Source organism: Nonomuraea sp. NPDC048826 (genome assembly GCF_043198225.1).
Classification (GTDB): domain Bacteria; phylum Actinomycetota; class Actinomycetes; order Streptosporangiales; family Streptosporangiaceae; genus Nonomuraea.
Map to the genome: position 1 here is coordinate 850,063 of NZ_JBICUQ010000003.1, position 22,855 is coordinate 872,917.

20 protein-coding genes and 1 pseudogene are annotated in these 22,855 nt (G+C 71.7%); 9 read left to right on the plus strand and 12 right to left on the minus strand.

Going from position 1 to position 22,855, the window contains the following annotated elements; all coding sequences use genetic code 11:
* Nucleotides 1–101: 101 nt before the first annotated feature.
* Both ACGFI7_RS14325 and ACGFI7_RS14330 read right to left on the minus strand, forming a co-directional pair.
* Complete coding sequence (locus ACGFI7_RS14325) at nt 102–1,559, minus strand: MDR family MFS transporter (protein ID WP_393403779.1); 1,458 nt, start codon at nt 1,557–1,559, stop codon at nt 102–104.
* 217 nt (nt 1,560–1,776) lie between these two features.
* On the minus strand, nt 1,777–2,862 hold the full coding sequence (locus ACGFI7_RS14330) for an LLM class flavin-dependent oxidoreductase (RefSeq protein ID WP_393403782.1): 1,086 nt from the start codon (nt 2,860–2,862) through the stop codon (nt 1,777–1,779).
* Between the two features lie 158 nt (nt 2,863–3,020).
* On the opposite strand from ACGFI7_RS14330, the gene ACGFI7_RS14335 reads away from it, so the two are divergent.
* Nucleotides 3,021–3,674, plus strand: coding sequence for a hypothetical protein (locus ACGFI7_RS14335; protein ID WP_393403785.1), 654 nt, complete (start codon nt 3,021–3,023; stop codon nt 3,672–3,674).
* A 70-nt stretch (nt 3,675–3,744) separates the two neighbouring features.
* Here the strand turns inward: ACGFI7_RS14335 and ACGFI7_RS14340 are convergent, their stop codons facing one another.
* Both ACGFI7_RS14340 and ACGFI7_RS14345 read right to left on the minus strand, forming a co-directional pair.
* Nucleotides 3,745–5,400: a hypothetical protein gene (locus ACGFI7_RS14340; protein ID WP_393403788.1), complete on the minus strand. Its 1,656-nt coding sequence runs from the start codon at nt 5,398–5,400 to the stop codon at nt 3,745–3,747.
* Nucleotides 5,397–6,152 carry an ABC transporter ATP-binding protein gene (locus tag ACGFI7_RS14345; protein ID WP_393403791.1) on the minus strand — a complete coding sequence of 252 codons (756 nt, stop codon included), beginning with the start codon at nt 6,150–6,152 and terminating at the stop codon, nt 5,397–5,399. Before ACGFI7_RS14345 ends, ACGFI7_RS14340 begins: the two co-directional genes overlap by 4 nt.
* A 144-nt stretch (nt 6,153–6,296) precedes the next feature.
* Here ACGFI7_RS14345 and ACGFI7_RS14350 point away from each other — a divergent pair, with 144 nt between their 5' ends.
* Entirely contained in the window at nt 6,297–6,878 is a 582-nt protein-coding gene (locus ACGFI7_RS14350; protein WP_393403794.1) for a TetR/AcrR family transcriptional regulator, read from the plus strand.
* Nucleotides 6,879–6,989: 111 nt separating this feature from the next.
* Nucleotides 6,990–8,357, plus strand: a complete 1,368-nt coding sequence (locus tag ACGFI7_RS14355; protein WP_393403796.1) for a cytochrome P450 — start codon at nt 6,990–6,992, stop codon at nt 8,355–8,357.
* Between the two features lie 3 nt (nt 8,358–8,360).
* Here the strand turns inward: ACGFI7_RS14355 and ACGFI7_RS14360 are convergent, their stop codons facing one another.
* The 5 genes and pseudogenes from ACGFI7_RS14360 to ACGFI7_RS14380 form a co-directional block, all read right to left on the minus strand.
* Entirely contained in the window at nt 8,361–9,521 is a 1,161-nt protein-coding gene (locus ACGFI7_RS14360; RefSeq protein ID WP_393403799.1) for an NAD(P)/FAD-dependent oxidoreductase, read from the minus strand.
* A 38-nt stretch (nt 9,522–9,559) separates the two neighbouring features.
* Nucleotides 9,560–10,315, minus strand: coding sequence for an amino acid ABC transporter ATP-binding protein (locus tag ACGFI7_RS14365; protein ID WP_393403929.1), 756 nt, complete (start codon nt 10,313–10,315; stop codon nt 9,560–9,562).
* Between the two features lie 207 nt (nt 10,316–10,522).
* A pseudogene (locus tag ACGFI7_RS14370) lies at nt 10,523–11,068 on the minus strand (amino acid ABC transporter permease); the annotation flags it as partial.
* A gap of 279 nt (nt 11,069–11,347) precedes the next feature.
* The gene (locus ACGFI7_RS14375; protein ID WP_393403802.1) at nt 11,348–12,316 is read right to left on the minus strand and encodes an ABC transporter substrate-binding protein; all 969 of its coding nucleotides are present in this window, start codon (nt 12,314–12,316) and stop codon (nt 11,348–11,350) included.
* Nucleotides 12,316–13,752, minus strand: a complete 1,437-nt coding sequence (locus ACGFI7_RS14380; protein WP_393403804.1) for an MmgE/PrpD family protein — start codon at nt 13,750–13,752, stop codon at nt 12,316–12,318. Before ACGFI7_RS14380 ends, ACGFI7_RS14375 begins: the two co-directional genes overlap by 1 nt.
* Before the next feature lie 116 nt (nt 13,753–13,868).
* Between ACGFI7_RS14380 and ACGFI7_RS14385 the strand changes: the two genes are divergently transcribed.
* The 3 genes from ACGFI7_RS14385 (at nt 13,869) to ACGFI7_RS14395 (ending at nt 17,064) form a co-directional block, all read left to right on the plus strand.
* Nucleotides 13,869–14,921 (plus strand): TetR family transcriptional regulator, encoded by a 1,053-nt coding sequence (locus tag ACGFI7_RS14385; protein ID WP_393403931.1) that lies wholly within the window; start codon nt 13,869–13,871, stop codon nt 14,919–14,921.
* Nucleotides 14,922–15,050: 129 nt separating this feature from the next.
* The gene (locus tag ACGFI7_RS14390) at nt 15,051–16,649 is read left to right on the plus strand and encodes an amidohydrolase family protein (protein WP_393403807.1); all 1,599 of its coding nucleotides are present in this window, start codon (nt 15,051–15,053) and stop codon (nt 16,647–16,649) included.
* Nucleotides 16,650–16,719: 70 nt separating this feature from the next.
* Nucleotides 16,720–17,064: a DUF1330 domain-containing protein gene (locus ACGFI7_RS14395; protein WP_393403808.1), complete on the plus strand. Its 345-nt coding sequence runs from the start codon at nt 16,720–16,722 to the stop codon at nt 17,062–17,064.
* An 18-nt stretch (nt 17,065–17,082) separates the two neighbouring features.
* On the opposite strand, the gene ACGFI7_RS14400 is transcribed toward ACGFI7_RS14395, so the two are convergent.
* From ACGFI7_RS14400 to ACGFI7_RS14410, 3 genes are read right to left on the minus strand one after another with little or no spacing between them, the layout of a single operon-like run.
* Nucleotides 17,083–17,565: a CoA-binding protein gene (locus tag ACGFI7_RS14400; protein WP_393403811.1), complete on the minus strand. Its 483-nt coding sequence runs from the start codon at nt 17,563–17,565 to the stop codon at nt 17,083–17,085.
* The gene (locus ACGFI7_RS14405; protein WP_393403814.1) at nt 17,562–18,899 is read right to left on the minus strand and encodes an O-acetylhomoserine aminocarboxypropyltransferase/cysteine synthase family protein; all 1,338 of its coding nucleotides are present in this window, start codon (nt 18,897–18,899) and stop codon (nt 17,562–17,564) included. The genes ACGFI7_RS14400 and ACGFI7_RS14405 overlap by 4 nt, the downstream gene beginning before the upstream one ends.
* Nucleotides 18,900–18,918: 19 nt before the next feature.
* Complete coding sequence (locus ACGFI7_RS14410; RefSeq protein ID WP_393403816.1) at nt 18,919–20,139, minus strand: homoserine O-acetyltransferase; 1,221 nt, start codon at nt 20,137–20,139, stop codon at nt 18,919–18,921.
* Between the two features lie 79 nt (nt 20,140–20,218).
* Between ACGFI7_RS14410 and ACGFI7_RS14415 the strand changes: the two genes are divergently transcribed.
* The 3 genes from ACGFI7_RS14415 to ACGFI7_RS14425 all read left to right on the plus strand — a co-directional run bounded on the left by ACGFI7_RS14415 (nt 20,219) and on the right by ACGFI7_RS14425 (nt 22,824).
* Nucleotides 20,219–20,767 (plus strand): OsmC family protein, encoded by a 549-nt coding sequence (locus tag ACGFI7_RS14415; RefSeq protein ID WP_393403819.1) that lies wholly within the window; start codon nt 20,219–20,221, stop codon nt 20,765–20,767.
* A gap of 14 nt (nt 20,768–20,781) precedes the next feature.
* A complete protein-coding gene (locus tag ACGFI7_RS14420; RefSeq protein ID WP_393403933.1) occupies nt 20,782–22,029 on the plus strand; it encodes an NAD(P)-binding domain-containing protein in 1,248 nt (415 codons plus the stop codon).
* Between the two features lie 171 nt (nt 22,030–22,200).
* A complete protein-coding gene (locus tag ACGFI7_RS14425) occupies nt 22,201–22,824 on the plus strand; it encodes an SPFH domain-containing protein (protein WP_393403821.1) in 624 nt (207 codons plus the stop codon).
* Nucleotides 22,825–22,855: the final 31 nt, after the last annotated feature.

Sequence of the window (22,855 nt, forward strand, 5' to 3'; positions counted from 1 at the left end):
GGGCCCGAACCTGGAGGATTCGGGTGGGTGTGCAAGCGCCGAGGTCCGCGCCTCCCGGGTGGGGGGAGGCGCGGACCTCGGCGTGTCGGTGTGGCGTCGGGTCAGTGGGCCGGGGCGCGGACCTCGCTGGTCTGGGGGGCGCGGGACGGGAGGAGCACGGCGGTGATGACCACGATCACGGACAGCGCCGCGCCGATGATGAAGGCCACCTGCATGCCGCCGAGGGCGGCGAGCACGTCGGTGGTGCCCGCCTCCTTCAGGCTGTCGGCCCTGGTGCTCATCACGGTGATCACCAGCGCGGTGCCGAAGGCCGCGGCGACCTGCTGGAGGGTGCTCAGGATCGAGCTGCCGTGGGAGTAGAGGTGAGAGGGGACCGCGCCGAGCCCGAGGGTGAACACGGGGGTGAAGGTCGCGGCCAGGCTCACCGAGAGCAGCGCGTGCAGGGCGAGAAGCTGCCAGTAGGGCATGGTCATCGAGACCTGGGTGAAGCCGGAGAGCGCGATCATGATGCCGACCGCGCCGGGGATGACCAGCACCCGGCCGCCGAACTTGTCGAACAGGCGGCCGACGGTCGGGCCGAGCAGACCCATGGCCAGGCCGCCCGGCATCACCAGGAGGCCGGTCTCCAGGGCGCTGAGGCCGCGCACGCTCTGCAGGTAGAGAGGCAGCAGGATCATCGAGCCGAGCATCGCCATGAAGGCCACCGCCATCATGATCAGCGCGACCGTGAAGGTGCGGTGGCGCAGGGTGCGCAGGTCCAGCAGCGGGGTGCCGCGCTTCTGCAGCGACAGCTGGCGGACCACGAAGACGCCGATGGTGATGAGCCCGGCCGCCACGATCGCGGCGGCGACGCGGATGTCGCCGCCCTCGAACCGGCTGAGCCCGTAGACCAGGCCGCCGAAGCCGGCCGCGGCGGTCACCACGCTGAACCAGTCGATGGCGCCGGCCTCGGGCGTCTCGACGTTCTCCAGCCGCTTCAGGCCCTGCCACGTGATCAGGGCGGCGATGGGCAGCACCACGGCGAACAGCAGCCGCCACGACCCGAACTGGAGGATCACCCCGGAGACCGTCGGGCCCATCGCGGGCGCGACCGAGATGGCCAGGGTGACGTTGCCCATCACCCGGCCCCGGTCCTCCTCGGGCACCACACGCATCAACGTGGTCATCAACAGGGGCATCATCACGGCCGTGCCTGACGCCTGGATGATGCGGGCGCCCAGCAGCACCTCGAACGTCGGCGCGACGATGGCCAGCGCCGTGCCGAGCAGGAACAGGCCCATCGCGACGGTATAGGCGCGGCGGGTGGTCACCCGCTGCAGGAACCATCCGGTGATCGGGATGACCGCGGCCATGGTCAGCATGAAGGCGGTCGAGAGCCACTGCGCGGTCTGCTCGGTGATGCTCAGCGCGATCATCAGCCGCGGGATCGCGTTGATCATGATCGTCTCGTTGAGGATGACCACGAACGTGGCGAGCACCAGCAAACGGATCACGGGCGGCGTGCGGCCCGCGGCGGGGGCCACGGGCTCGGCGGGCGGGTCGAGCAAACGGCTGGACACAGAACCTCGATCAGGGTCGTCAGGCGAATTATGGTGGTGGCCGGATTCCCGGCTCTCTGTCGTGCAGCAAGTCGTCGTCATACGTAAAGAATGACTGTCGCCACCGACAAAATTCATCGACCGCGACCACGATGCGGCATTTCGGACGAGATGTCACCAGGTTTTCTGCCCGAATCCCGACCAGGAAGTGCGTCCCCACCTGCCCGGATGATCCCCGTCAGGAAACGGGAACGGGTGCGGGCGCCAGCCGGGGGAGAACATGCTCGCCCACCCGGTACGCCTCCTCCAGATGTGGCCACCCGGACAGGACGAACTCCTCCACGCCCACCGCCGCGTACTCCCGGAGCAGGGCCGCCACCTCGTCGTAGGAGCCGACCAACGCGGTGCCCGCCCCCTCCCGGACCAGCCCGACCCCGGCCCACAGCCCGGGATGGATCTCCAGGGAACGAGTGTCGCCGGCGTGCAGGTCCACCATGCGGCGCTGCCCGACGGAGTCGAACCGGGCGAAGCGGCGCTGGGCGGCGGCGATGCGGGCGGGGTCCATGCCCGCCAGCAGCCGCTCGGCCTCGGCCCAGGCGGCGGCGCCGGTGTCGCGGGCGATGACGTGGACGCGCAGCCCGTACCGGAGCCGGCGGCCGAGCGAGTCTGCGAGCGCGCGCAGCCGGGTGATGCGCTCGGCGATCGCGTACGGCGGCTCGCCCCACATGAGGAGCACGTCGGCGTGGCGGGCGGCGACCTGGTCGGCGGCCGCGGAGGCGCCGCCGAAGTACAGCGCGGGCGCCGGGTCCAGGGGCACGGCCAGCCCGCCGCCCTCGACCTGGTAGTGCTCGCCGTGATGGTCGAAGGGCCCGCCCGCCCAGGAGCGGCGCAGCACCTGGAGGTACTCGTCGGTCCTGGCGTACCGGGCGTCGTGGTCCAGGAAGTCACCGTAGGCGCGCTGCTCGACGGGGTCGCCGCCGGTGACGACGTTGAGCAGCAGCCGTCCGCCGGAGATCTCCTGGAAGGTCTGGGCCTGCTGGGCGAGCAGGGTGGGCAGTGCGTAACCGGTGCGGAAGGCGACCAGCAGCTTCAGCCGTTCGGTCCGCTGGGCCACCGCCGCGCAGACGATCCACGGGTCCGGGCAGCCCGCGCCGACCGGGGTGAGCGCCGCCTCGAACCCGGCCTGCTCGGCGGCGCCGGCGACCTGGGCGAGGTAGGTGACGGTGGTGGGGCGGGCCTTGGGACGGAAGACGTCGGTCGTGGTGATGGCCGAGCGCACCTCGTGGCCGTCGCCGGTGGTGGGCAGGAACCAGTGAAAACGCATCAGGACACCTACTAGCCCGTAAAATCGACTGGTTTAGTGGGAATTACGGTAGATGATGCCCCGAGGTCGCGCAACCCGCGCCCTAGGCGACGGCTTCGGCATGGATACTCTGCGTTATTCTTCGGTAACGGTAAGTCCAAAGCCGCTTGGGGGAGACAGTGACCGGTGATCGCTTCCTGGGGCTCAACGGTGCCGCCTGGGGGGCCATCGGCGTGGCCGTCGCCGTCGTCGGCGTGGTCGTCGCTGTCATCGCGTTCGTCGTCCCCACCAGCCCGCCGCAGCCCGAGAGCCCGTCCGCCGCCCCCACACCCGCTCCGACTCCGTCGTCCACGCCCACGTCCACGTCCACGCCGACACCTGTCTCGGTGAAGAGGTGGGAGGGCCTGGTGACCCTCCAGGAGTACGGCCACATCCACCCCGAGCAGGCCAAGGACTTCGACGCGGTCGCTCCCTCGGCCGGCGACGAGCCCGATTTCGCGGCGGGCGACGTGGAGGAGACGACCGGTGAGCGCAGCGTAGGGGACCTGTACGCGGTGGACGAGGGGGCCCGGATCGCCCTGTGGCCGGAGAAGGGGATGCCGACGTACGAGGAGTGCAGCCGCCACATCGGCCCCAACGCCGTGTCCGAGCTGCTCAACCTCCACGAACGCGACGTCGTGTGCGCCCAGACCGGCGAGCGACGCATCGTACGCCTGCAAGTCACCAAGCTGACCGACGACGCGAGTCTCCAGGCCAGGGCCACCGTCTGGGAACCGACAGACCTGGACACATGCTCGTCGGGGCCGAACTGCGCGGCGCGGCCGCCGGCCTAGGGACGGTCCCCGCCGTGACGCCGCCGTCCCCGCCGTGACGCCGCCGTCCCGGCCGGGACGGCGCAGGACGTCATCGGGAGTGTTGCGCATCGGCCAAGGGGGTCGCGTCGGCCGACGGGACGGTGTCGTGGACGGATGGGCGGACGACGGCGGCGTCCCGGGAGGCCATCGCATCCAGCAGAGCAGCGCCACGCCGCTGAAGCAGGCGCATCGTGAGGGCCGGGGTGGCGTACAGGACGATGCCGGCCAGCAAAACGGCGGACAGGGCGGTCACCCACCCCGAGCCGCCGAAGACCGCGCCGATGACACCGGGCAGGACGGCGGCCAGCAGCACCACGGGGAAGATCGTCATCTGCCCGCCGGTAGGGTCGCCCGCCTGCTGGCCCGGGTAGACGCGATCACGGGCATCGGTGCCCACGGCCGGCATCAGGACCGCCAGCAGCGGTGCCACCGCGCAGGCGGTCGCGGCCGCGGTGATGGCGCCGCAGACGGCGACCATGCCCAAGGGCGAGCCGGTCGCGGCCCACAGCACGGCCGTCAGCGCAAGGGACGGGACACCGAACAGCAGCGCCCAGGCCGCCATCCGGCCGCGCACATCGGCCCTGAGCGCGCCCGGGGTGGTGAGCAACTGCCACAGGGCCGTGCCGTCCAGGGCGTAGGTGTTGATCGCGACCATCGCCCCGAACACCGCCGCCGCGGGACCCGCCAACGGCAGCGCCCAGCTCCAGTCAGTGAGCGCGACGATGAGCGCCATCAGCAGTGGTGTCAGCCAGGCGGCGCGCAGTTCCACGCCGCGCGCCGGGTCGCGCAGCCAGGTGGCCAGCTCTCGCGACACGACCGCCGACACCCGCGGGCCGGCGAGCGGCACCGGCAGCGGATGTCCTGGTACGGACGGCCGTCGAGGTGCCGCTCTGTGAGGTGGGCGGCGCAGGGCGCGAGCCGTCAGCGTGACCCAGGCCAGCTGCAGCAGGGTGCCCGCCACCAGCAGGGAGGCCAGGGGCGGCAGGGCCGCGCCGAAGCCGGCGCCGTCGCGGGCGGCGACCGCCGCACGGTAGCTCCAGCCGGTGGGCAGGGCGGTGAGCACGTCGATCACCGGCGCGGGCAGGTGGCGGAGGCTGGGGGCCACGAGCGTGGTGTCCCCTTCGCCGAGACGCGGCAGCAGCCCGGCGGCGACCGGCACCCACCCGGCGAACGACAACGCGAGCATGATCGCTGTCTGCGTGGCGGCCAAGGTCATTCCCGCCCGGGTCTGCAGCAACCGGGCTGCCAGCGCCGCCACCGTCTTGCCTGCCCAGACCAGCAGATACAGCTGTGCCACCGCCGCCCCGGCGGCGATCGCCGCCGCCGCCGGGCCCCCCGATGCGGCCAGGACCACCAGGGACGCCAGGCACGCCAGGGTGATCAGGGGGCCGACGCCGAACAGTTCGGTCCAGGACAGGGCCCAGGCCAGCCGCCACGACCGCAGGGGATAGCCGCGAAGCCACTCGCGCGAGATGACGGACGGCTCATGGCGAGGCTGTGCCAGAGGCCCGAACACCCACATGCCACCCCACACGGTGAGCGCCGCGGCGATCCAACCCTCGTGGATCACGCCGCGGGACGCCGACGTCGAGCCCGCGATCACCAGGCCCGCCAGGACGAGGCCGGTGACCAGGCTGAAGGCGCGCTCGTTGTGCGGGCCGTTGCGGAACAGGCTCAGCTTGAGCGCGAACAGGGTCCGGGTCATGCCAGCCACTCCAGCGGCCTGACCGGGTCGGCGCCCACCAGCTCGATGAACCGCTCGTTCAGCGTCGAGCCCGCGGCCACCTCCTCCACCGGTCCTTCGACCAGCACCCGGCCACCGGCCACCACCGCCACCCGGCGGCAGTTGCGTTCGACGAAGTCCATGATGTGGCTGGACAGGAGCACGGTGCCGCCGGCGTCGACGTACTGCTTGAGCACCTGCTCGATGGAGCGCGCCGAGACCGGGTCGATGGCTTCGAACGGCTCGTCCAGCACCAGCGCGCGGGGCCGGTGCAGCATCGCCAGCGCCAGGTTGATCTTCTTGCGCATGCCGGTGGAGTACTCCACGATCAGCGTGCGCGGGGCCGCGTCCAGCTGGAGGATCTCCAGCAGGTCGCTCGCGCGTGCCCGCCAGCCGGCGTCCAGGCCGCGCAGTCCGGCGCTGTAGCGCAGGACCTCGGTGGCGGTCAGCCGCTCGGGCAGGGACAGCCCGTCCATCATGATGCCGAGCTGGGCGAGGGCGGACTCCCGGTCGGTCCGCAGGTCATGGCCGCCGATCTTGATCGATCCGGAGGTCGGCTCCCGCAGCCCGCACATGGCTGTCAGGGTGGTGGTCTTGCCGGCCCCGTTCGGGCCGACGATGCCGTAGAACATGCCCGGCGGCACGCTCAGGCTCAGCCTGTCGACGGCGAGCACAGATCCGAATCGCTGGGTGAGGCCCACCACCTCGATGGCGGGAACGGGAACATCGAGCACGGTCTTCTTCCTGAGCGGTCAGCGAGCGGTTTCCGGCACGAGCGTGGAACGGCACGAGCCGTGCCGCCGGTGAAACGCGGCCATTGTGGGACGGGCGTCGGCAATCTGTCAACACGGCACGTGCCGTGCCGTTAGGATGATGGCGTGACCCTCAGCCACCACGATCGAGCCGCCACCCGCACCAGGGTGATCATGCAGGCCACGCTCGCCCTGGCCCAGGAGGCCGGTTACGCCAAGCTCAGCATCGAGGCGGTCGCGGCCCGCGCCGGCGTGGGCAAGCACACGATCTACCGCCGCTGGCCCTCGAAGGGCCTGCTGTTCCTCGACTCGCTGCTGTCGCTGAACGAGCCGCTTCTCGACTATCACGACACCGGCGATGTGCGGGCCGACCTGCGCCGGCAGATCCACGCGGCGGTGGACCTCCTGGCCAATCCCCCCTGGGGCCCGCTCTACCAGGCGCTGGTGGGTGAGGCCCAGCATGATCCCGCGGTCGCCGCCGGCCTCAACGAGCGCTTCATCCGTCCCCAGGCCGACAAGACCGTCGCCCGGCTGCGGGCGGCCCAGGACCAGGGGCAGGTCTCGTCCGACTTCGACCTCGACCTCGCGATGGCGATCCTTTCCGGACCTCTGTACTTCCGCCTCCTGATCACCCAGGAGCCCATGACGCGTGACTACGTCGATCGCGTCCTCCGCACCCTCTTCGCCGGCATGAGCCCGCGGCACTGAACCGGAAGGACGCTCCTGCCGGCGCGACTCCGAGCACCGGGGTCATCCGGCGGCGGCTCCCGGACGAATCACGGCGTGGGGCCCGCGAAACGTCGGAGATGGAGCTGTGTGATGACCGTGGACGACCGCTTCGGCCAGGGTATGGAGGAACGGCGCAGGAGCCGGCTGCTGGGCAAGGCCAGCGCGGCCGTGACCGACCCGGTCGCCGACTGGGCGACCGACTTCTCCCACGTCGACCCCGCCTGGGCCGCCGATCCGTACCCGATCCTGGACGACCTGCGGCAGCGGTGCCCGATCGCGCGGACCGAGCGGTTCGGCGGCGTGTGGCTGCCGACGCGGTACGAGGACGTGGCGGCCGTCGCGTACGACACCGAGCGGTTCTCCTCCCGTGCGGTCATCGTGAGCACCAACAGGCCGCCGCGCGAGGTGGCCCCGTCGGGCGACGCCCCGCCCATCACCTCCGACCCGCCGTTCCACCGCGACGCCCGGCAGCTGCTGCTGCCGATGTTCACCCGGTCGGCCGTGGCCGGGCGGGAGGCGGCGACGCGGGCGTACTGCCACGAGCTGATCGACGCGCTGCGCGGGCGCGAGGTCGTGGACGCCGCGCTCGACTACGCCCAGCACATCCCGGTACGGGTGATCGCCGACATGCTGGGCTTCCCGCCTGAGGACGGCCCGAAGTTCCGCTCGTTCGTGGCGGACGTCCTGGAGGGCGTCGACCAGTCGCCCGAGGAACGGCTCGCGCGCCAGGACGTGCTGGTCGGCTACCTCGTCACGCAGATCCACGAGCACGTCGCCCGGCCGCGCGACGACCTGACGACCTACCTCGTCGACGCCGAGCTGCACGGCCGGAAGCTCGACCCCGAGCACGTGGTGGGCACGATGATGCTGCTCCTGCTGGCCGGCGTCGACACGACGTGGAGCGCCATCGGGGCGTCGCTGTGGCATCTGGCCAGGACCCCGGCCGACCGCGAGCGGCTGGTGGCCGAGCCGCGGCTGATGCCCACGGCGGTCGAGGAGTTCCTGCGCGCGTACGCCCCGGTGACCATGGCCCGCCTGGTCAAGCAGGACATGCGCTGGAGCGGCGTGGACATGCGGGCCGACGACTGGGTCCTGCTGTCCTTCCCCGCGGCCAACCGCGACCCCGCCCAGTTCGAGCGGGCGGACGAGGTGCTCATCGACCGGGAGGCGAACCGGCACGCCGCCTTCGGCCTCGGCGTCCACCGGTGCGCGGGCTCCCACCTGGCCCGGATGGAGCTCCGGGTCGCCCTGGAGGTCTGGCTGGAGCGCGTCCCCGGCTTCACGCTGGCGGACCCGGCGGCGGTGACCTGGTCCACCGGCCAGGTGCGCGGCCCGCGCGCCCTCCCCGTCCGCATCCTGCCGGATCCGCCCGGAGGGGACGCGTCCCCTCCGGGCGGATCCGGAGGGGACGCGATCCCGCCGGACGGGCCGAAAGGGGGCGCGCCGGCCGCCGCCTGATGATCAGTCGTCGTGGTAGCCGAAGGGCGGGTCGATCGGCCGGCCCTCGGCGAACCGGTCGGGGGAGAAGGCGGAGACGTCGACGGTCTGCGGCTCGCCCAGCGCCAGTTCGGCCAGGGCGCGGCCGACCGCCGGGCAGATCTTGAAACCCATCCCGGAGAAGCCCGCCGCGACGATCAGCCCGTCGATCCCGGCCACCGGCCCCAGCATCGGCCGGGCGTCGGGCGACATGTCGTACACGCCGGTCACGCCGCGGGTGATGCCCGCCTCGGCCAGCGCCGGGACGCGGCGCGCGGCCCGACCGACCATCTCGATCACGCTCGCGTCGCGGGGCGACTGGGGGAAGTCGTCGGGGTCGATCCCGTCACGCGGGCCGATGAAGTCGCCGAGCAGCAGGCTGCCGCCCGGCTCGGGGCGGAAGTAGGTGCGCGTGCCCGAGTCGATGCACGCGGTGCGGGCGGCCGGCTCGCCCGGCGGCTCACGCAGGACCGCCACCTCGTGGTACTCCGCCTCGATGGGCAGGTCCAGGCCCGCGGTCGCGAGCAGCGGCCGCGTCCAGACCCCGGTGGCGAGGATGACGAGGTCGGCCGTGAGGTCGCCCGCGTCGGTGCGCACCCCCAGGACTCGGCCGCCGTCCCCGACGAGGAGCGAGCGCACGGCGGTGCCGGGGCGGTAGTCGACGCCCAGCTCGCGCGCCCGCGCCAGGAAGTCGCCCGCCACGACGGCGCCGTCGCCGTAACCGGCGCGGGGCTCGTACGCGGCGGCGACCACGTCGTCGACCTGCCAGCCCGGTTCCAGCCCGCGCAGGTCGCCGGCCGTGATGACCTCGGCCTCGGCCCCGCACGCCTGCTGCATCCGCACGTTCTCGCGCAGCCGGTCGGCCTCGCCGGGCGGCACGATCCGGACGAACCCGCACTCCCGGAAGACCGGGGGACGGCCGACCCGCTCGGGCCACTCGCGGAAGTAGGCGAGGCTGTCGACCGCCAGGCGCACCTCCGGCTCGAAGGTGTAGTGCATGCGGACGAGAGCCGACGAGCGGCTGCTCATCCCCTCGCCGGCGCGCCGCGCGTCGAGCACGGCGACGTCCCGCGCCCCCTTCTCCGCCAGGTGGAACGCGGTGGACGTCCCCATGACGCCGGCGCCGACGACGATGACCTCGGGCACTGCTGACGACCTCCTGAATAGTGTGACGACCGGACGGATCAGGCGAGGACCTTGGACAGGAACGCCCTGGTGCGCTCCTCCTTCGGCGCCACCAGGCATTCGCCGGGCGGTCCCGACTCGATGATCACGCCGCCGTCGAGCATGGCCACCGTGTCGGCGGCCTCCTTGGCGAACCCGATCTCATGGGTCGCCACGATCATGGTCATGCCCTGCCGGGCCAGGTCCTTCATGACGTCGAGCACCTCGCCCACCAGCTCGGGGTCGAGCGCCGAGGTCGGCTCGTCGAAGAGCATCACGTGCGGCTTCATCGCCAGGGCCCGCGCGATCGCGACCCGCTGCTGCTGCCCGCCGGACAGCTGGCCCGGGTAGGCGTCCAGCTTGTCGCGCAGGCCGACCCGGGTCAGCAGCGCCTCGGCCTCCGCCTCGGCCTGGGCGCGGGACAGCCCCAGCACGCGCCGCGGGCCGAGCGTCACGTTCTCCAGCGCCGTCATGTGCGGGAACAGGTTGAACCGCTGGAACACCATGCCGATACGGGTCCGCTGCCGGCACAGCTGGGCCTCGGTCATCTCGTGCAGCCGGTCGCCCCCGGCACGCAGCCCGACCCGCTCGCCGTCCACCTCCAGCAGGCCGGAGTCGGGCCGTTCGAGGGCGTTGACGCAGCGCAGCAGGGTCGACTTCCCGCTTCCTGACGGACCGAGCAGGACGAGCGTCCGCCGGGGGAGGACGGCGATGTCCACGCCCTTGAGCACGTCGGTCGCGCCGAACCACTTCCACACCTGCTCGGCCCGTACCATCGGCTCGTCGTCCGGCCGGTCGGGCTCGCCTGCGAGAGCCGACTCGGGCTCGGCCGGCGGCGGGGCGGCCGCGCGGCGGGCGGCGCGCCGCTTGGCCCGGCGGGCGGCGGACGCCGAGTGGCCGGTGCCGAAGCCGCGGCCGAAGTACCGCTCCACGTAGTGCTGGCCGATGCTGAGGAGCGAGGTCAGGAACAGGTACCAGATCGACGCCACGGCCAGCAGCGGGATGATCTTGAAGTTCTGCTGGTAGATCTGCTGGACGGCGGTCATCAGGTCGCGCCCGGCGATGACCGAGACCAGGGCGGTCATCTTGAGCATCGAGATCGTCTCGTTGCCCAGCATGGGGATCAGCACCCGCATGGCCTGCGGCAGGATGACGAACCGCATCCGCTTGCCCGACGGCATGCCGATCGACATGGCCGCCTCGCGCTGACCGCCGTCGACCGAGATGATCGCGGCCCGGACCAGCTCGGCGCAGTAGGCGGCCTCGTTGGTGGCCAGCGCGATCACCGCCGCGGTCGCCGCGCCGATGACCGCGTTCGTCGGCACCGAGCCGAAGACCACGCCGGTCAGCGGGATCCCGAGGAAGAGGTCGGGGTAGAGCGCGCCCAGGAACCCCCAGAAGATGATCTGGACCATCAGGGGAGTGCCCCGGAAGAACCAGATGTAGCCCCAGGCGACGCCCGACAGCACCCGGTTGTCCGACAGCCGCATGACCGCGAGCAGCACGCCGCCCACGATGCCGAGGATCATGGCCACGACGGTGAGCTCGATCGTGACGGCCACCCCGTGCAGGACCGACGGCGCGAACAGGTACTGCCCGATCGAGGTGACGTCGAGGTTGGGGTTGTGCCACAACGACCAGCCGAGCGCGAACAGCAGGTACGCGACGAGGACCGCCGCCGCCCAGCGGCCGTACCGGCGCACCGGCACCACGGCGATCGGCTCGGGCCGCTTCCTGGTGGGATCGGAGGTGGTGTCGGCGGGTGCCAAGGTGGTCACTGCACTTCTCTTTCTCGCGGACGCTCTTGCTCAGGCGGTGCCCTGGTTGATCTCCGCCTTGGTCAGCGCGATGTTCTGCACGCCGTACTTGGTGAGGATCTCCAGGTAGGTCCCGTCGTCCATCAGCGCCTGCAACGCCTTCTGCAGCGCGTCCCTGAGCTGGGTCTCCTTCTTCGGGACGCCGATGCCTTCCAGGCCGCCGCCGAACTCCTCGGTGATCGACGGGGCCTCCACCAGCTCGAACGCGGCGCCGTTCTCGAAGGTCTTGACCGCGTACGCGGCGGCGGAGGTGGCCTGCACGCGGGCGACCGCCTTGCCGCTCTTGATGGCCAGGAACGCCTCGCTGTCGCCGGGGAACGCCAGGGCCGTGACGCCGGCCTTGCCCTCGGACTCGAACCGCTTGCTCAGCTTCTTGATCGCGGCCTCCTCGGAGGTCGAGCTCTGCACCGCGACGGTCTTGCCGGACAGGTCGGCGACGTCCTTCATGCCTTCCGGGTTGCCCTTGGCGACCAGCATCGAGTAGCCGTCCTTGGCGTAGTCGACGAAGTCCAGCGACTCGCGCCGGGTGGGGGTGTCGAAGATGCCCGCCATGACGACGTCGGCCTTGCCCGCCAAAACGGCGGGGATCATGCTGTCGAAGGCCGTCTGGTCGAAGGACGCCTTCACGCCGAGCTTGGCCGCCAGCGCCTGCGAGAGGTCGTAGTCGATGCCGGTCGGCTGCTGACCGCCGGCTGTCTCGTACATCTCCCAGGGCGGGTACGGGATGTTGCTCGCCACCCGGATCACGCCGGCCGACTTGATCCGGTCCGGAAGCAGGTCGTGCAGGGCGGCGTCGGCGGCCGGTGACTCGGCGGCGGGCGCCGTGCTGGTCTGGCCGCTCGCCTGGGCGCCCGCCTCGGGGGCGGGCGGGTCGGAGGCCAGCGCGCATCCGCCGAGCGCGAGGAGCAGGGTCATCGCGCCCAGGAACGTCGACCGGCCGCGCTTCGGGGGTGTGGTCATCAGTGAGCTCCAACCGGTAGCAGGGAGGCAGCCAGGTTCCGTACGAGGACGGAGCTGTCGTCGGCGAGTTCGACCTCCGCCAGCGCTGCCAGCAGGCGGGGGACCGAGCCGGGGTCCAGGTGGCCGGAGGCCAGCCAGGAGAACTTGTCGTGCATCTCGTCCCGCGTCCAGCCGGGCTCAGGGTAGAGGACGTGGTCGACCCGGCCCGACGTCAGGACCGTGCCATCGGTCAGCGTGACGGTGACGGCGGCGGAGTCGCTGCCCTCCGGGTCGTTGATCTCAGAGAGGTAGTAGAGGCGGGTCAGCTCGTCCGTGACCCGCACCTCGATCCGCCGGCACATGTCGACGATCTCGGGTGCGCCCAGGCGGGAGTCCGCCACCTGCTCGGGCCCGACCAGGCCGTCCACCAGCATCGCGGCCACCGGCCAGGCCAGGTTGAACTGGGCTTCCTCGGTGGTCTCGGGCAGGCGGGTGCCCAGGCGCGCCGCGTCCGGGTACGTCTCGACGACGACGCGGTCGACGGCCTCGGGCGGCAGCGGGTGGCGCGTGCGCAGCTTCTCGATGGCGAGCAGCGCGGGATGGGTCCAGGCGCAGCTGGAGTAGCGCTTCCAGGTGATGCCCCTGGGCAGGTAGTAGTCGCCGCCGAGGTCCTCGGTGTACGGGCGGAACCGGTCCAGGTCGAGGCTGGGCTCGATCCCGGTGAAGCCGCGCCGGGCGAGGTCCGCCGACAGCAGGCCGGTGAGCGCGCCGAAGCCGACGCCGTGCTTGACCATGCCGGGCGTGTCGATGGCCCGCATCATCGGCAGGTCGGGGGAGTCGTACTCCGCGATGCCCAGGGCGTGCCGGGTGGTCACCTCGTCCAGGCCGAGCACGTGGCAGGCGAGCGCGGCGCAGGCCACCGAGCCCCAGGACCCGCAGGCCCGGTAGGTGCGCTGCGCCGAGTGCACCGCGCTCTGCTCGTCGTTGACGCACCGGCCCGCCCGGAAGGCGATCTCGTACCCGACCACGATCGCGGTGATCAGCTCGCGTCCGCTGAGGCGCCGCTCCTCGGCCAGCGCGAGCGCGGCCGGGACGACCTGGGCGCCGGGGTGGCCCCAGGTGTAGATGCCGCAGTCGTCGACGTCCACGGCGTTGGCCGCGATCGCGTTGGCGAACGCGGCGCCGCCGGAGCCCAGGGTCTCGCCGCTGACGATCGACGTGGCGGCGGCGCCGGGCCACCAGGCGCGGGCCAGGTCGTCGGCGATCATCGCGGACCTGGACGCCCGGCCCGCGATCATGGCCGCGAGAGTGTCGGTGAGGCACATGACGGCCCGGTCGATCACCTCGCGGGGCAGCTGGTCCCAGGTGATCCCGGTGATGAAGCGGGCCGCGGGGGACTCGCCGCTCGTCCAGGCCGCGGGCGCGCTCCGGAGTTCGTCACGGGACGGCGCCGCCATATGTTACTCCCATGTTTCTGAAGGTATATCTTTGGTGCGGGAAACAATTTCATTCGCCCCAATGGCTTGTCAAGGAATGAAATTCCTTGTATTTGCTGATAGCCGGAAGCGTGAATATGCCTGTAGAAACAAGTAGTGATCCGGACGCCGTCAAGGAGGACGCGGCGCTGGCTCTGCTCTGGACCGTCGTCCACGCCCCCGACGGCCGGCTGCCCTTCTGCCGGCGGTGCGAGGCTCACCGCACCTTCCACCGCATCTCCCGCCGCCGCGCCTACGCGTGCGACAGCTGCGGCGCGCACGTCTACCCGGCGTCGTCCACGCCGTTCGCCGGCTCGCCGGTGCCGCTCGCGGCCTGGCTGGACACCGCCGTGATCGTGCTCGACTCACCTGGGAAGACGCGGCCCAACCGGGTGGCCGGAGCGCTGGGCATCGACTACCGCCGGGCCTGGCGGATGACCCGGCGGGTCGACGAGATCGTCCAGGCCGGGGGCGAGGACGCCGAGCTGCTGCGCCGGCTGGCCGGGCTGTGGAAACGGCACGGGCACAACCAGCCGGACCGGGTGCCCGACCCCGGCAGCCCGGAAGACCGGATCCGCGTCGCCGCGTGCCGGATCATGGCCCAGCGCGGCATCGAGGCGACCCGGATCGCCGACATCGCCCGCGAGGCGGGGGTGTCCAACGCGAGCATCCACTATTACTTCCAGAGCAAGGACGAGGCGCTGCTGGCGGCGTTCCGGTGGGCCGGCGACCAGCTCCACGCGACCCTGCAACGCCTGCTCGACGGGAACGTGACCACCCTCGAACACCTGCGCCACCTGCTCGACCTCAGCATCCCCGGCGACCAGGGCACCTTCGAGGAATACCTGCTCTGGCTGGAGGTGTGGAGCCGGGTGCGCCGCCATCCGGCCTTCCTGGACGAGTGCGTCCGCATGTCGCGGCGGTGGGCGGACGCGGTGCTGGGGGTGTTCCGCGCGGGCGTCGCCGACGGCACGTTCGCCCCGGTCGCGCCGATCACCGAGGTCTGCGAGCGGTACGTCGCCATCTCGGAGAGCCTCGCCGTGCGCAGCGCGCTCGGCTACAGCGACATGTCCGAGCACGCCGCGCGCCGCCTGCTCGCCCGTTTCACGGCCGAACAACTCGGGCTGCCCGCCGGGCGGCTCGACCCGTGAAAGCGTCCCTTGCTCGGACGGGTATTCCCCGGCCCGCGCTTACGACTTGGGCGCATCGTCCTTGACACGCATTCGGCGGCCCCCGCACAATCCTCGGACCGCCGGACGAGAACGAAACGGAATACCCGCATGCCCGATTCACGCCACGCCGCCGCGGACGTCGTCATCCTCGACGCCCAGGTGATCACCATGGCCCCCGAGAGGCCGCACGCGACGGCGCTGGCGATCACCGGCGGCAAGATCTCGCACGTCGGAGACCGTGCGGAGGCCGAAGCGCGCATCGGTCCCGGCACCGACGTGATCGAGGCCGGCGGGCGGGTGGCGTGCCCCGGATTCGTCGACATCCACACGCACACCGATCTCGACCTTTTCCGCGATCCGGCGTACCTGCTTTTCCGGAATTATCTCGCGCAAGGCATCACCACGGTGCTCGCGGGAAACTGCGGAATGTCCGAGACGGCGCCCGGAGAACTCCTCGCGCGGCTGGATCGGCGGCCACCCGGCGTCAATTTCGGCACACTCGTCGGGCACGGATTCGTCCGCGATTCCTGCGACGTGCCGGCCGGGGTGGAAGAGGTTTCCGCGGCACAGCTCGCCGCCATGAAGAACGTGATCGACAAAGCCATGGCCGACGGCGCTTTCGGCATGTCGACCGGGCTGGAGTACATCCCGGGCCTTTCCTCACGCACCGAAGAACTGATCGAGTGCGCCGCGGTCGTGGCCCGGCACGGCGGCTTCTACGCCAGCCACATGCGCAGCGAGGGCGACCACCTGCTGGCCGCGGTCGAGGAGGGCATCCGCGTCGGCCGCGACTCGGGCGCGCGGGTCCAGCTCTCGCACCTGAAGACGGACGGCGCGTGCAACCGGTGGAAGACCGATGCGGTGATCGGCGCCATCGAGGCGGCCAGGGCCGACGGCGTCGACGTGGCCGGCGACCAGTACCCCTACCCCTACTTCGGCTGGAACCCGTCCATCTTCATCCCCGGCGAGCACCTCGCGGCGGGCCGGGAGACCCTGGTCGGGACCTACCTGCGCGACCCCGGCCGCCGGGAGCGGATGAAGGCCGGCATCGTCGACCGGATCACCCGCTACCACGGCGGCGACGGCGACCTGGTCGTGGTGTTCGACTGGACCGACGGCCGGGGTCACCGGTGGCAGGGCGCGTCGCTGGCCCGGATCCTCGTCGCGCGCGGCGTCGGGCCGACGCCCGAGTCGGTCGCCGAGCTGATCCTGGAGATGCTGCCCGACGAGCGTTCCGACGCCGTCATGGGCACGGACGTGAGCTCCACCGACGACGCCGTCCGCCGTTACCTGTCGCTGCCGTACCTCGCCGTCTGCACCGACGGGTTCAACCAGCCCTGGCTGTCCCCGTGCCACCCCCGCACCTACGGCGCGTTCCCCCGGGTGCTCGGCGAGTACGTGCGCGAGCAGCGGGCGCTGCCGCTGGAGACCGCGCTGCGCAAGATGACGGCCCTGCCCGCCGAGCTGATGGGGCTGACCGACCGCGGCGTCCTGCGCCCCGGCCTGCAGGCCGACGTCGTGGTCTTCGACGAGGCGACGGTGGGGGAGCGGGCGACCTTCGAGGCGCCCGCCGCACCGGCCGGCATCGACTTCGTGCTGGTCAACGGGGTGCTCGCGGTCGACCACCGGACACCGGAAGGCTTCCGCCTCACCGACTCCCCGGCCGGCGGGCCCGGCGCGGTCCTGCGCCGATCACAGCGTCCATGACCTCACGGGTAATTGCCGCCGTTTCCTCCCGCCGGACATCCTGAGATCACCGAGAGGAACGGAGACACCGATGAGCGCCTACGCCATAGCCCACCTGAAGACCCCGAACCTGCACCCCGACGTCCTGACCTACATGGAGCGCATCCAGGAGACGCTCGACCCGTTCGGCGGCCGGTTCATCGTCCACGGCCCCACCGTGGAGGTCTTCGAGGGCGAATGGCCGGGATCTATCGTGATCATCCAGTTCGACGACATGGAGTCGGCGCGCAACTGGTACGCGTCGCCCGGCTACCAGAAGATCCTGCCCATGCGCACCGACCACATCGACGGCGTGGCGATCCTGGCCGAGGGCGTGGGCCCCGGCTACGACCCCGCCACCCGCGCCGCCGCCCTCCGCGCCGCGGCCCCGCAGTGACCGCGCCGGACAGCAGTGCTACTGGAGGCCGCCGCGGACCGAGGTGATGCGCTGGGTGTTGAAGCCGAGCCAGTGCATGCGGCCGACGTAGCGGGCGTGCTCGACCTTGAGGCAGCGGTCCATGATCACGGTGAGGCCGCCGTCCTCGGCGATCCTGGCGCCCTCCTCGTTGATCACGCCGAACTGGGTCCACAGGGCGCCCGCCCCGATGGTCACGGCCTCGGTGGCGATGCCCGGCAGGGCGGAGGGGGCGCGGAAGACGTTCACCAGGTCCACCGGCACGGGCACGTCGAGCAGGCTCGGGTAGCTGGTCTCGCCGAGGATCTCCGACTCGCGGGGGTTCACCGGGATCACCCGGTAGCCGTGGCGCTTGAGGTAGTAGCCGACGAAGTAGCTGGCCCGCAGCTCGTTGCCGGACAGGCCCACGACCGCGATCGTCCTGGTCGCGTGGAGCACCCGCTGGATCGTCAGCGGGTCCTGGTACGGGGCGAGAACGGTCATGACGTGGCCGCCTTCCTGCCGGTGGTCGCCGCGACCCGGGCAAAGCCCTGCTCCAGGTCCCAGATCAGGTCGTCGACGGATTCGAGGCCCACCGACAGCCGGACCGTCCCCGCCCCGACGCCGGCCGCGCGCAGCTCGTCGTCGCCCAGCTGGCGGTGGGTGGTGCTGGCCGGGTGGATGACCAGGCTCTTGGCGTCGCCGACGTTCGCCAGATGCGACCAGAGCGACAGGCCGCCGATGAGACTCTGCCCGCCCTCCCGGCCGCCGGCGCAGTCGAAGGAGAACACTGCCCCCGCGCCGCGCGGGAGGTACTTGTCGACCAGCGGCCGGTACCGGCTGTCCGGCAGGCCGGCGTAGGTCACGTTCGAGGCCAGCTCGTGCGACTCCAGGAAGGCCGCGACCGCCCGCGCGTTCTCGACGTGGCGGTCCATCCGCAGCGAGAGGGTCTCCAGCCCCTGCAGGAACAGGAAGGCGTTGAACGGCGAGAGCGCCGCCCCGAGGTCGCGCAGGGTCTCGGCACGCAGCTTCATCAGATAGCCGTACATGCCGAACGTCTCGTGGAAGCGCAGCCCGTGGTAGGCGGGCGACGGGTCGGCGACCACCGGGAAGCGCCCGTTGGACCAGTCGAACGTGCCGGCCTCGACGACCACCCCGCCGATGCTGGTGCCGTGGCCGCCGATGAACTTGGTCGCCGAATGGATCACGATGTCGGCGCCCCACTCGATCGGGCGGCACAGGTACGGTGTCGCGAACGTGTTGTCGACGATCAGCGGCAGCTCGTGCTCGTGCGCGATGGCGGCCACGGTCTCGATGTCGAGCACGTTCCCGGCGGGGTTGCCGATGGTCTCGCCGAAGAACGCCTTGGTCCGCGGCCGGACCGCCTGCCGCCAGGCGTCGGGGTCGTCGGGGTCGACCCAGGTCAGCTCCACGTTCAGCTTGCGCAGCAGGTGCTTGAGCTGGTTGACCGTGCCGCCGTAGAGCGCCGAGGACGACACCACGTGGTCGCCCGGCTCCAGCAGCGTGAAGAGCGCGGCCGCCTGCGCGGCGATCCCGCTGGCGAACGCCACCGCGCCGCTGCCGCCCTCCAGGTTGGCCACCCGCTCCTCGAAGACCGCGACGGTCGGGTTCATGATGCGCGAGTAGGTGTTGCCGTACTCCTGGAGGTTGAAGTACGCCGCCGCGGACTCCGGATCCTCGAAGACGTAGCTGGTCGTCTGGAAGATCGGCACCGCGCGGGCGCCCGTGTTGGGGTCGGGCCGCTGGCCGGCGTGCAGCTGCCGGGTCTCGAAGCCGAACGGGCGGGCTTCCTCGGAACGGGGGAGATGGTCGGTCACGGATGCCTCTTCTTCGACGTCACGCGGCCCCGCCTCGGGCCAGGAATCTCCGGATGATGGGCGTCTGCCGGGCTTCCTCCAGCAGGAAGCAGTCGTGGCCGTACGGCGCGTCGATCACCTCGAGCTCGACCGGCTTGCCGAGTGAGCGTAGCGCCTGCTCGATCTCCCGCGACGCCGAGGGCGGGTACAGCCAGTCGGAGCTGAAGGCGATCAGCAGCGTGCGCGCCGCGACGCCGTCGAGCGCCCGGGCGAGCGACCCGTCGCCGTGCTGGCGCGCGAGGTCGAAGTAGGTCAGCGCGCGCGAGGTGTAGAGGTAGGTGTTGGCGTCGAAGCGCTTGACGAACGAGGCGGCCTGGTGGCGCAGGTAGCTCTCGACCTCGAACTCCGGCTCGGTGATCGTGTAGCGGATGTCGTCGGCGAATTGCAGCCGCCGGCCGAACTTGTCGTCGAGCGCCGGGGCGGAGAGATAGGTGATGTGCCCGACCATCCGCGCCACGCCCATGCCGGCGTCCGGCGCGCGGCCGGTGCCGTGGTAGCGCCCGCCCTGCCAGGCCGGGTCGCGCATGATCGCGTCGCGGGCGATCGCGTTCCAGGCCACGCCCTGCGGGTGGAGCGCGTGCGTGCTGGCGATGGCCACCACGGCGTCGACCTGGTCGGGGTAGAGGATCGCCCACTCCAGTGCCTGCATCCCGCCGAGCGAGCCGCCGGCCACCGCCGCGAGCCGCTCGATGCCGAGCTCGTCGAGGAAGGCCCGCTGGGTGCGCACCATGTCGGCGACCGTGATCACGGGGAAGTCCGGCCCGTACGGCTCGCCCGTCGCGGGGTCGATCGACGACGGCCCGGTCGTGCCGCGGCAGCCGCCGAGCAGGTTCGTCGCGACGACGAAGAAGCGGTCGGTGTCGAACGCCTTGCCAGGGCCGATCATCCCGTCCCACCAGCCGAGCCCCCGGCCGTGGCCGCCGTCGCGGTCCTCGGCGCCGAACCCGTCACGCGCGCTCTCCCCCTCGGGCGTCTTGGACAGCCCGGCCGCGTGGGCGTCGCCGCTGAGCGCGTGGCACACCAGGATCACGTTGTCGCGCGCGGGGGAGAGGACGCCGTAGGTCTCGTAAGCGACGCGGACGGGGTGCAGCTCGCGGCCGCAGTCGAGCCGTACGGGCTCCGGAAGGTCGAGATACCGCGTTTCCACGACGCCGACGCTGCCGGGCGGGCCGGCGGGAGACATCGGGGCTGGTTGGGACATGGAGCCCATGGTAGCCACCACGGCCTGTATATGGTCAAATACCTACCTGTAGTCCCTGTAGTCCGAGGAGGGGTGCGACATGACCACGGTCGCCAACGGAGTGAACGTGCAGGCGCTGCTGGACGCGCGCGAAGCACTCAAGAGCTCGCCGGAGGCCGCCCAGTTCGTCTGGAAGGCCACCACCACCTGGCGCGACGGCGTCCACAGCACCACGACGGTCAAGGAGTACTTCGGCCTCGGGCAGGAGCAGGCCCACAAGGCCGAGACCGTCTTCGAGGCCGACCACCCCGAGGTGTTCGCGGCCACGGACAACGGCGTCACGCCGATCGAGTACCTCCTCGTCGGCCTGGCGAGTTGCCTGACCGCCGGCGTGGCGTCCGTCGCCCAGAACCGCGGCATCCAGCTGCGCTCCGTCGAGGCCAAGCTCGAAGGCTCGCACGACATCCGTGGCATCCTCGGCGCCGACAGCGACGTCCGCAACGGCTTCAACGACATCAAGGTGACGTTCACCATCGACGCCGACGCCTCCAAGCAGGAGATCGAGGCCCTGGTGGCCCAGTCCCAGAAGCGCTCCGCCGTGTTCGACGCCCTCACCAACCCGACGGACGTCACCGTCGAGGTCGCCTGAGAGGCCCGATCATCATCGAGCGCTTCACCACAGTCGTCGTCGGCGCCGGGCACGCCGGTCTCGCCGCCAGTCACTTCCTCACCGAGCGGTCGATCGACCACGTCGTGCTCGAACGCGGTGAGGTGGCGAACTCCTGGCGGCGCGAACGCTGGGACTCCTTCCGGCTGCTCACCCCCAACTGGCAGAGCCGCCTGCCGGGCCTGCGCTACGAAGGCCCGGACCCCGACGGCTACATGACCATGGGGGAGGTGACGGGGTTCATCGAACGGTTCGCCGCGCTCTCGCGCGCGCCCGTACGGACCGGCACCGGCGTCACCTCCGTGCGCCGCGTCGACGACGGCTACCACGTGACGACCAGCGGCGGCGAGATCCACTGCCGCACGCTGGTCATCGCGAGCGGCGCCTGCAACCGGCCGGTGGTGCCGCCGTTCCACGAGGCGGTGCCGTCGTCCGTCGAGCAGCTGACCCCGTTCGACTACCGCGAGCCCGGTCAGCTCGCCGACGGCGGCGTCCTGGTCGTCGGGGCGTCGGCGACCGGCGTGCAGCTCGCCGCCGAGCTGCGGCGGTCGGGCCGGCCGGTGATCCTCTCGGTGGGCGAGCACGTGCGGCTGCCCCGCACCTTCCGGGGCCGCGACGTGCTGTGGTGGATGGACGCCTCCGGCGTGTGGGACCAGCGGTACGACGAGGTCGACGACCTGCAGCGGGCCCGGCGGCTGCCTTCTCCCCAGCTCGTCGGCACTCCCGAGCGCGCCACGCTCGACCTCAACGCGCTCACGGCCATGGGCGTCGAGCTGGTGGGCCGGTGGGCGGCCGTGCGCGACGGCCGGGCGCTGTTCTCCGGCGGCCTGCGCAACGTGTTCTCCCTCGCGGACCTCAAGATGGAGCGGCTGCTCGGCACGTTCGAGGAGTGGGCACGGGAAGCCGGCCGCGACGGCGAGGTCGGCCCGCCCGAGAGCTTCGCGCCGACCCGGGTGCCCACGAAGACCCGGCTCCAGCTCGACCTGCGCGGTGGCGAGGTCCGCACGATCGTGTGGGCGACGGGGTTCCGGCCCGACTACGCGTGGCTGGACGTGCCGGTGGTCGACGAGAAGGGCCGGCTGCGGCACGACGGCGGCGTGGTCGACAGCCCGGGGCTGTACGCGCTGGGGCTGCCCGTGCTGCGGCGGCGCAGGTCCACCTTCATCCACGGGATCGAGGACGACGCCCGCGAGGTGATCGACCATCTCGCGGGTTTTGTGGGGGTACGCAGTAATATCGAATGACAGCCACCGGAAAGCGCGCCGACTACATAGTGGCCCCCTCCATAAATGGGTGTCAGCCCCGATGGTGCCCCGGTGAGATCCCCGTCAGACTGGTAAGTGGGCGGACCCCATTGCGAAATTCCGCGAAATAACGGGTTCGCCCACCAGACGAAGTCAATAGGGGATGAGGACATGTTCGCGCTCGGCGGTCAGCCGGACTCCACTTGGCAGGCGCTCTCCACGGTGGAGCCCGGAGTGTGGTTCGTCGCCGGCCTCCTGCTGCTGGCGGTGCTCGTCTCGCGTGCGCTGCGCGTCGTCGGCGAGGACGAGCGGCTGGTGGTACGCAGACTCGGCAGAGTCGCCGGGGTGCGAGGCCCCGGGCTCGTGGTCGTGTGGCCGTTCCTGGAGCGCGACGTCCGCGTGTCGCGGCGGCTGATGGACCTGGACCTGTTCGCCGGGGACGCGGTCACCCGCGACGGCGTCGCCGTGCGGGCGCGGGCCGGTGTCATGGCGGTCGTCGACGACCCCGTCCGCTTCGCCACGGCGGCGGAGCGCCCGCTCACCGCCACCGCGACGGCCGCCGAGACCGTGCTGCGGCGCCGCATCGCCCGGCGCGACCTGGCCGACCTGCCCGCCCTCGTCACCCACTCCGGCACCGACCTGGCCGACGAGGTCAGCGAGACCACCCAGGAGTGGGGCGTACGGGTGACGCAGCTCGACGTCGCCGACGTCCAGGTCCCCCTCACCGCCGACCTGATCGCCTGGGGCCGCGGAGCCGCGCCGGGCGATCGACCGCGGGAGCACGCGCCCGCCTGACACCGGATCGCTTACCCGAAAGGAGACACCG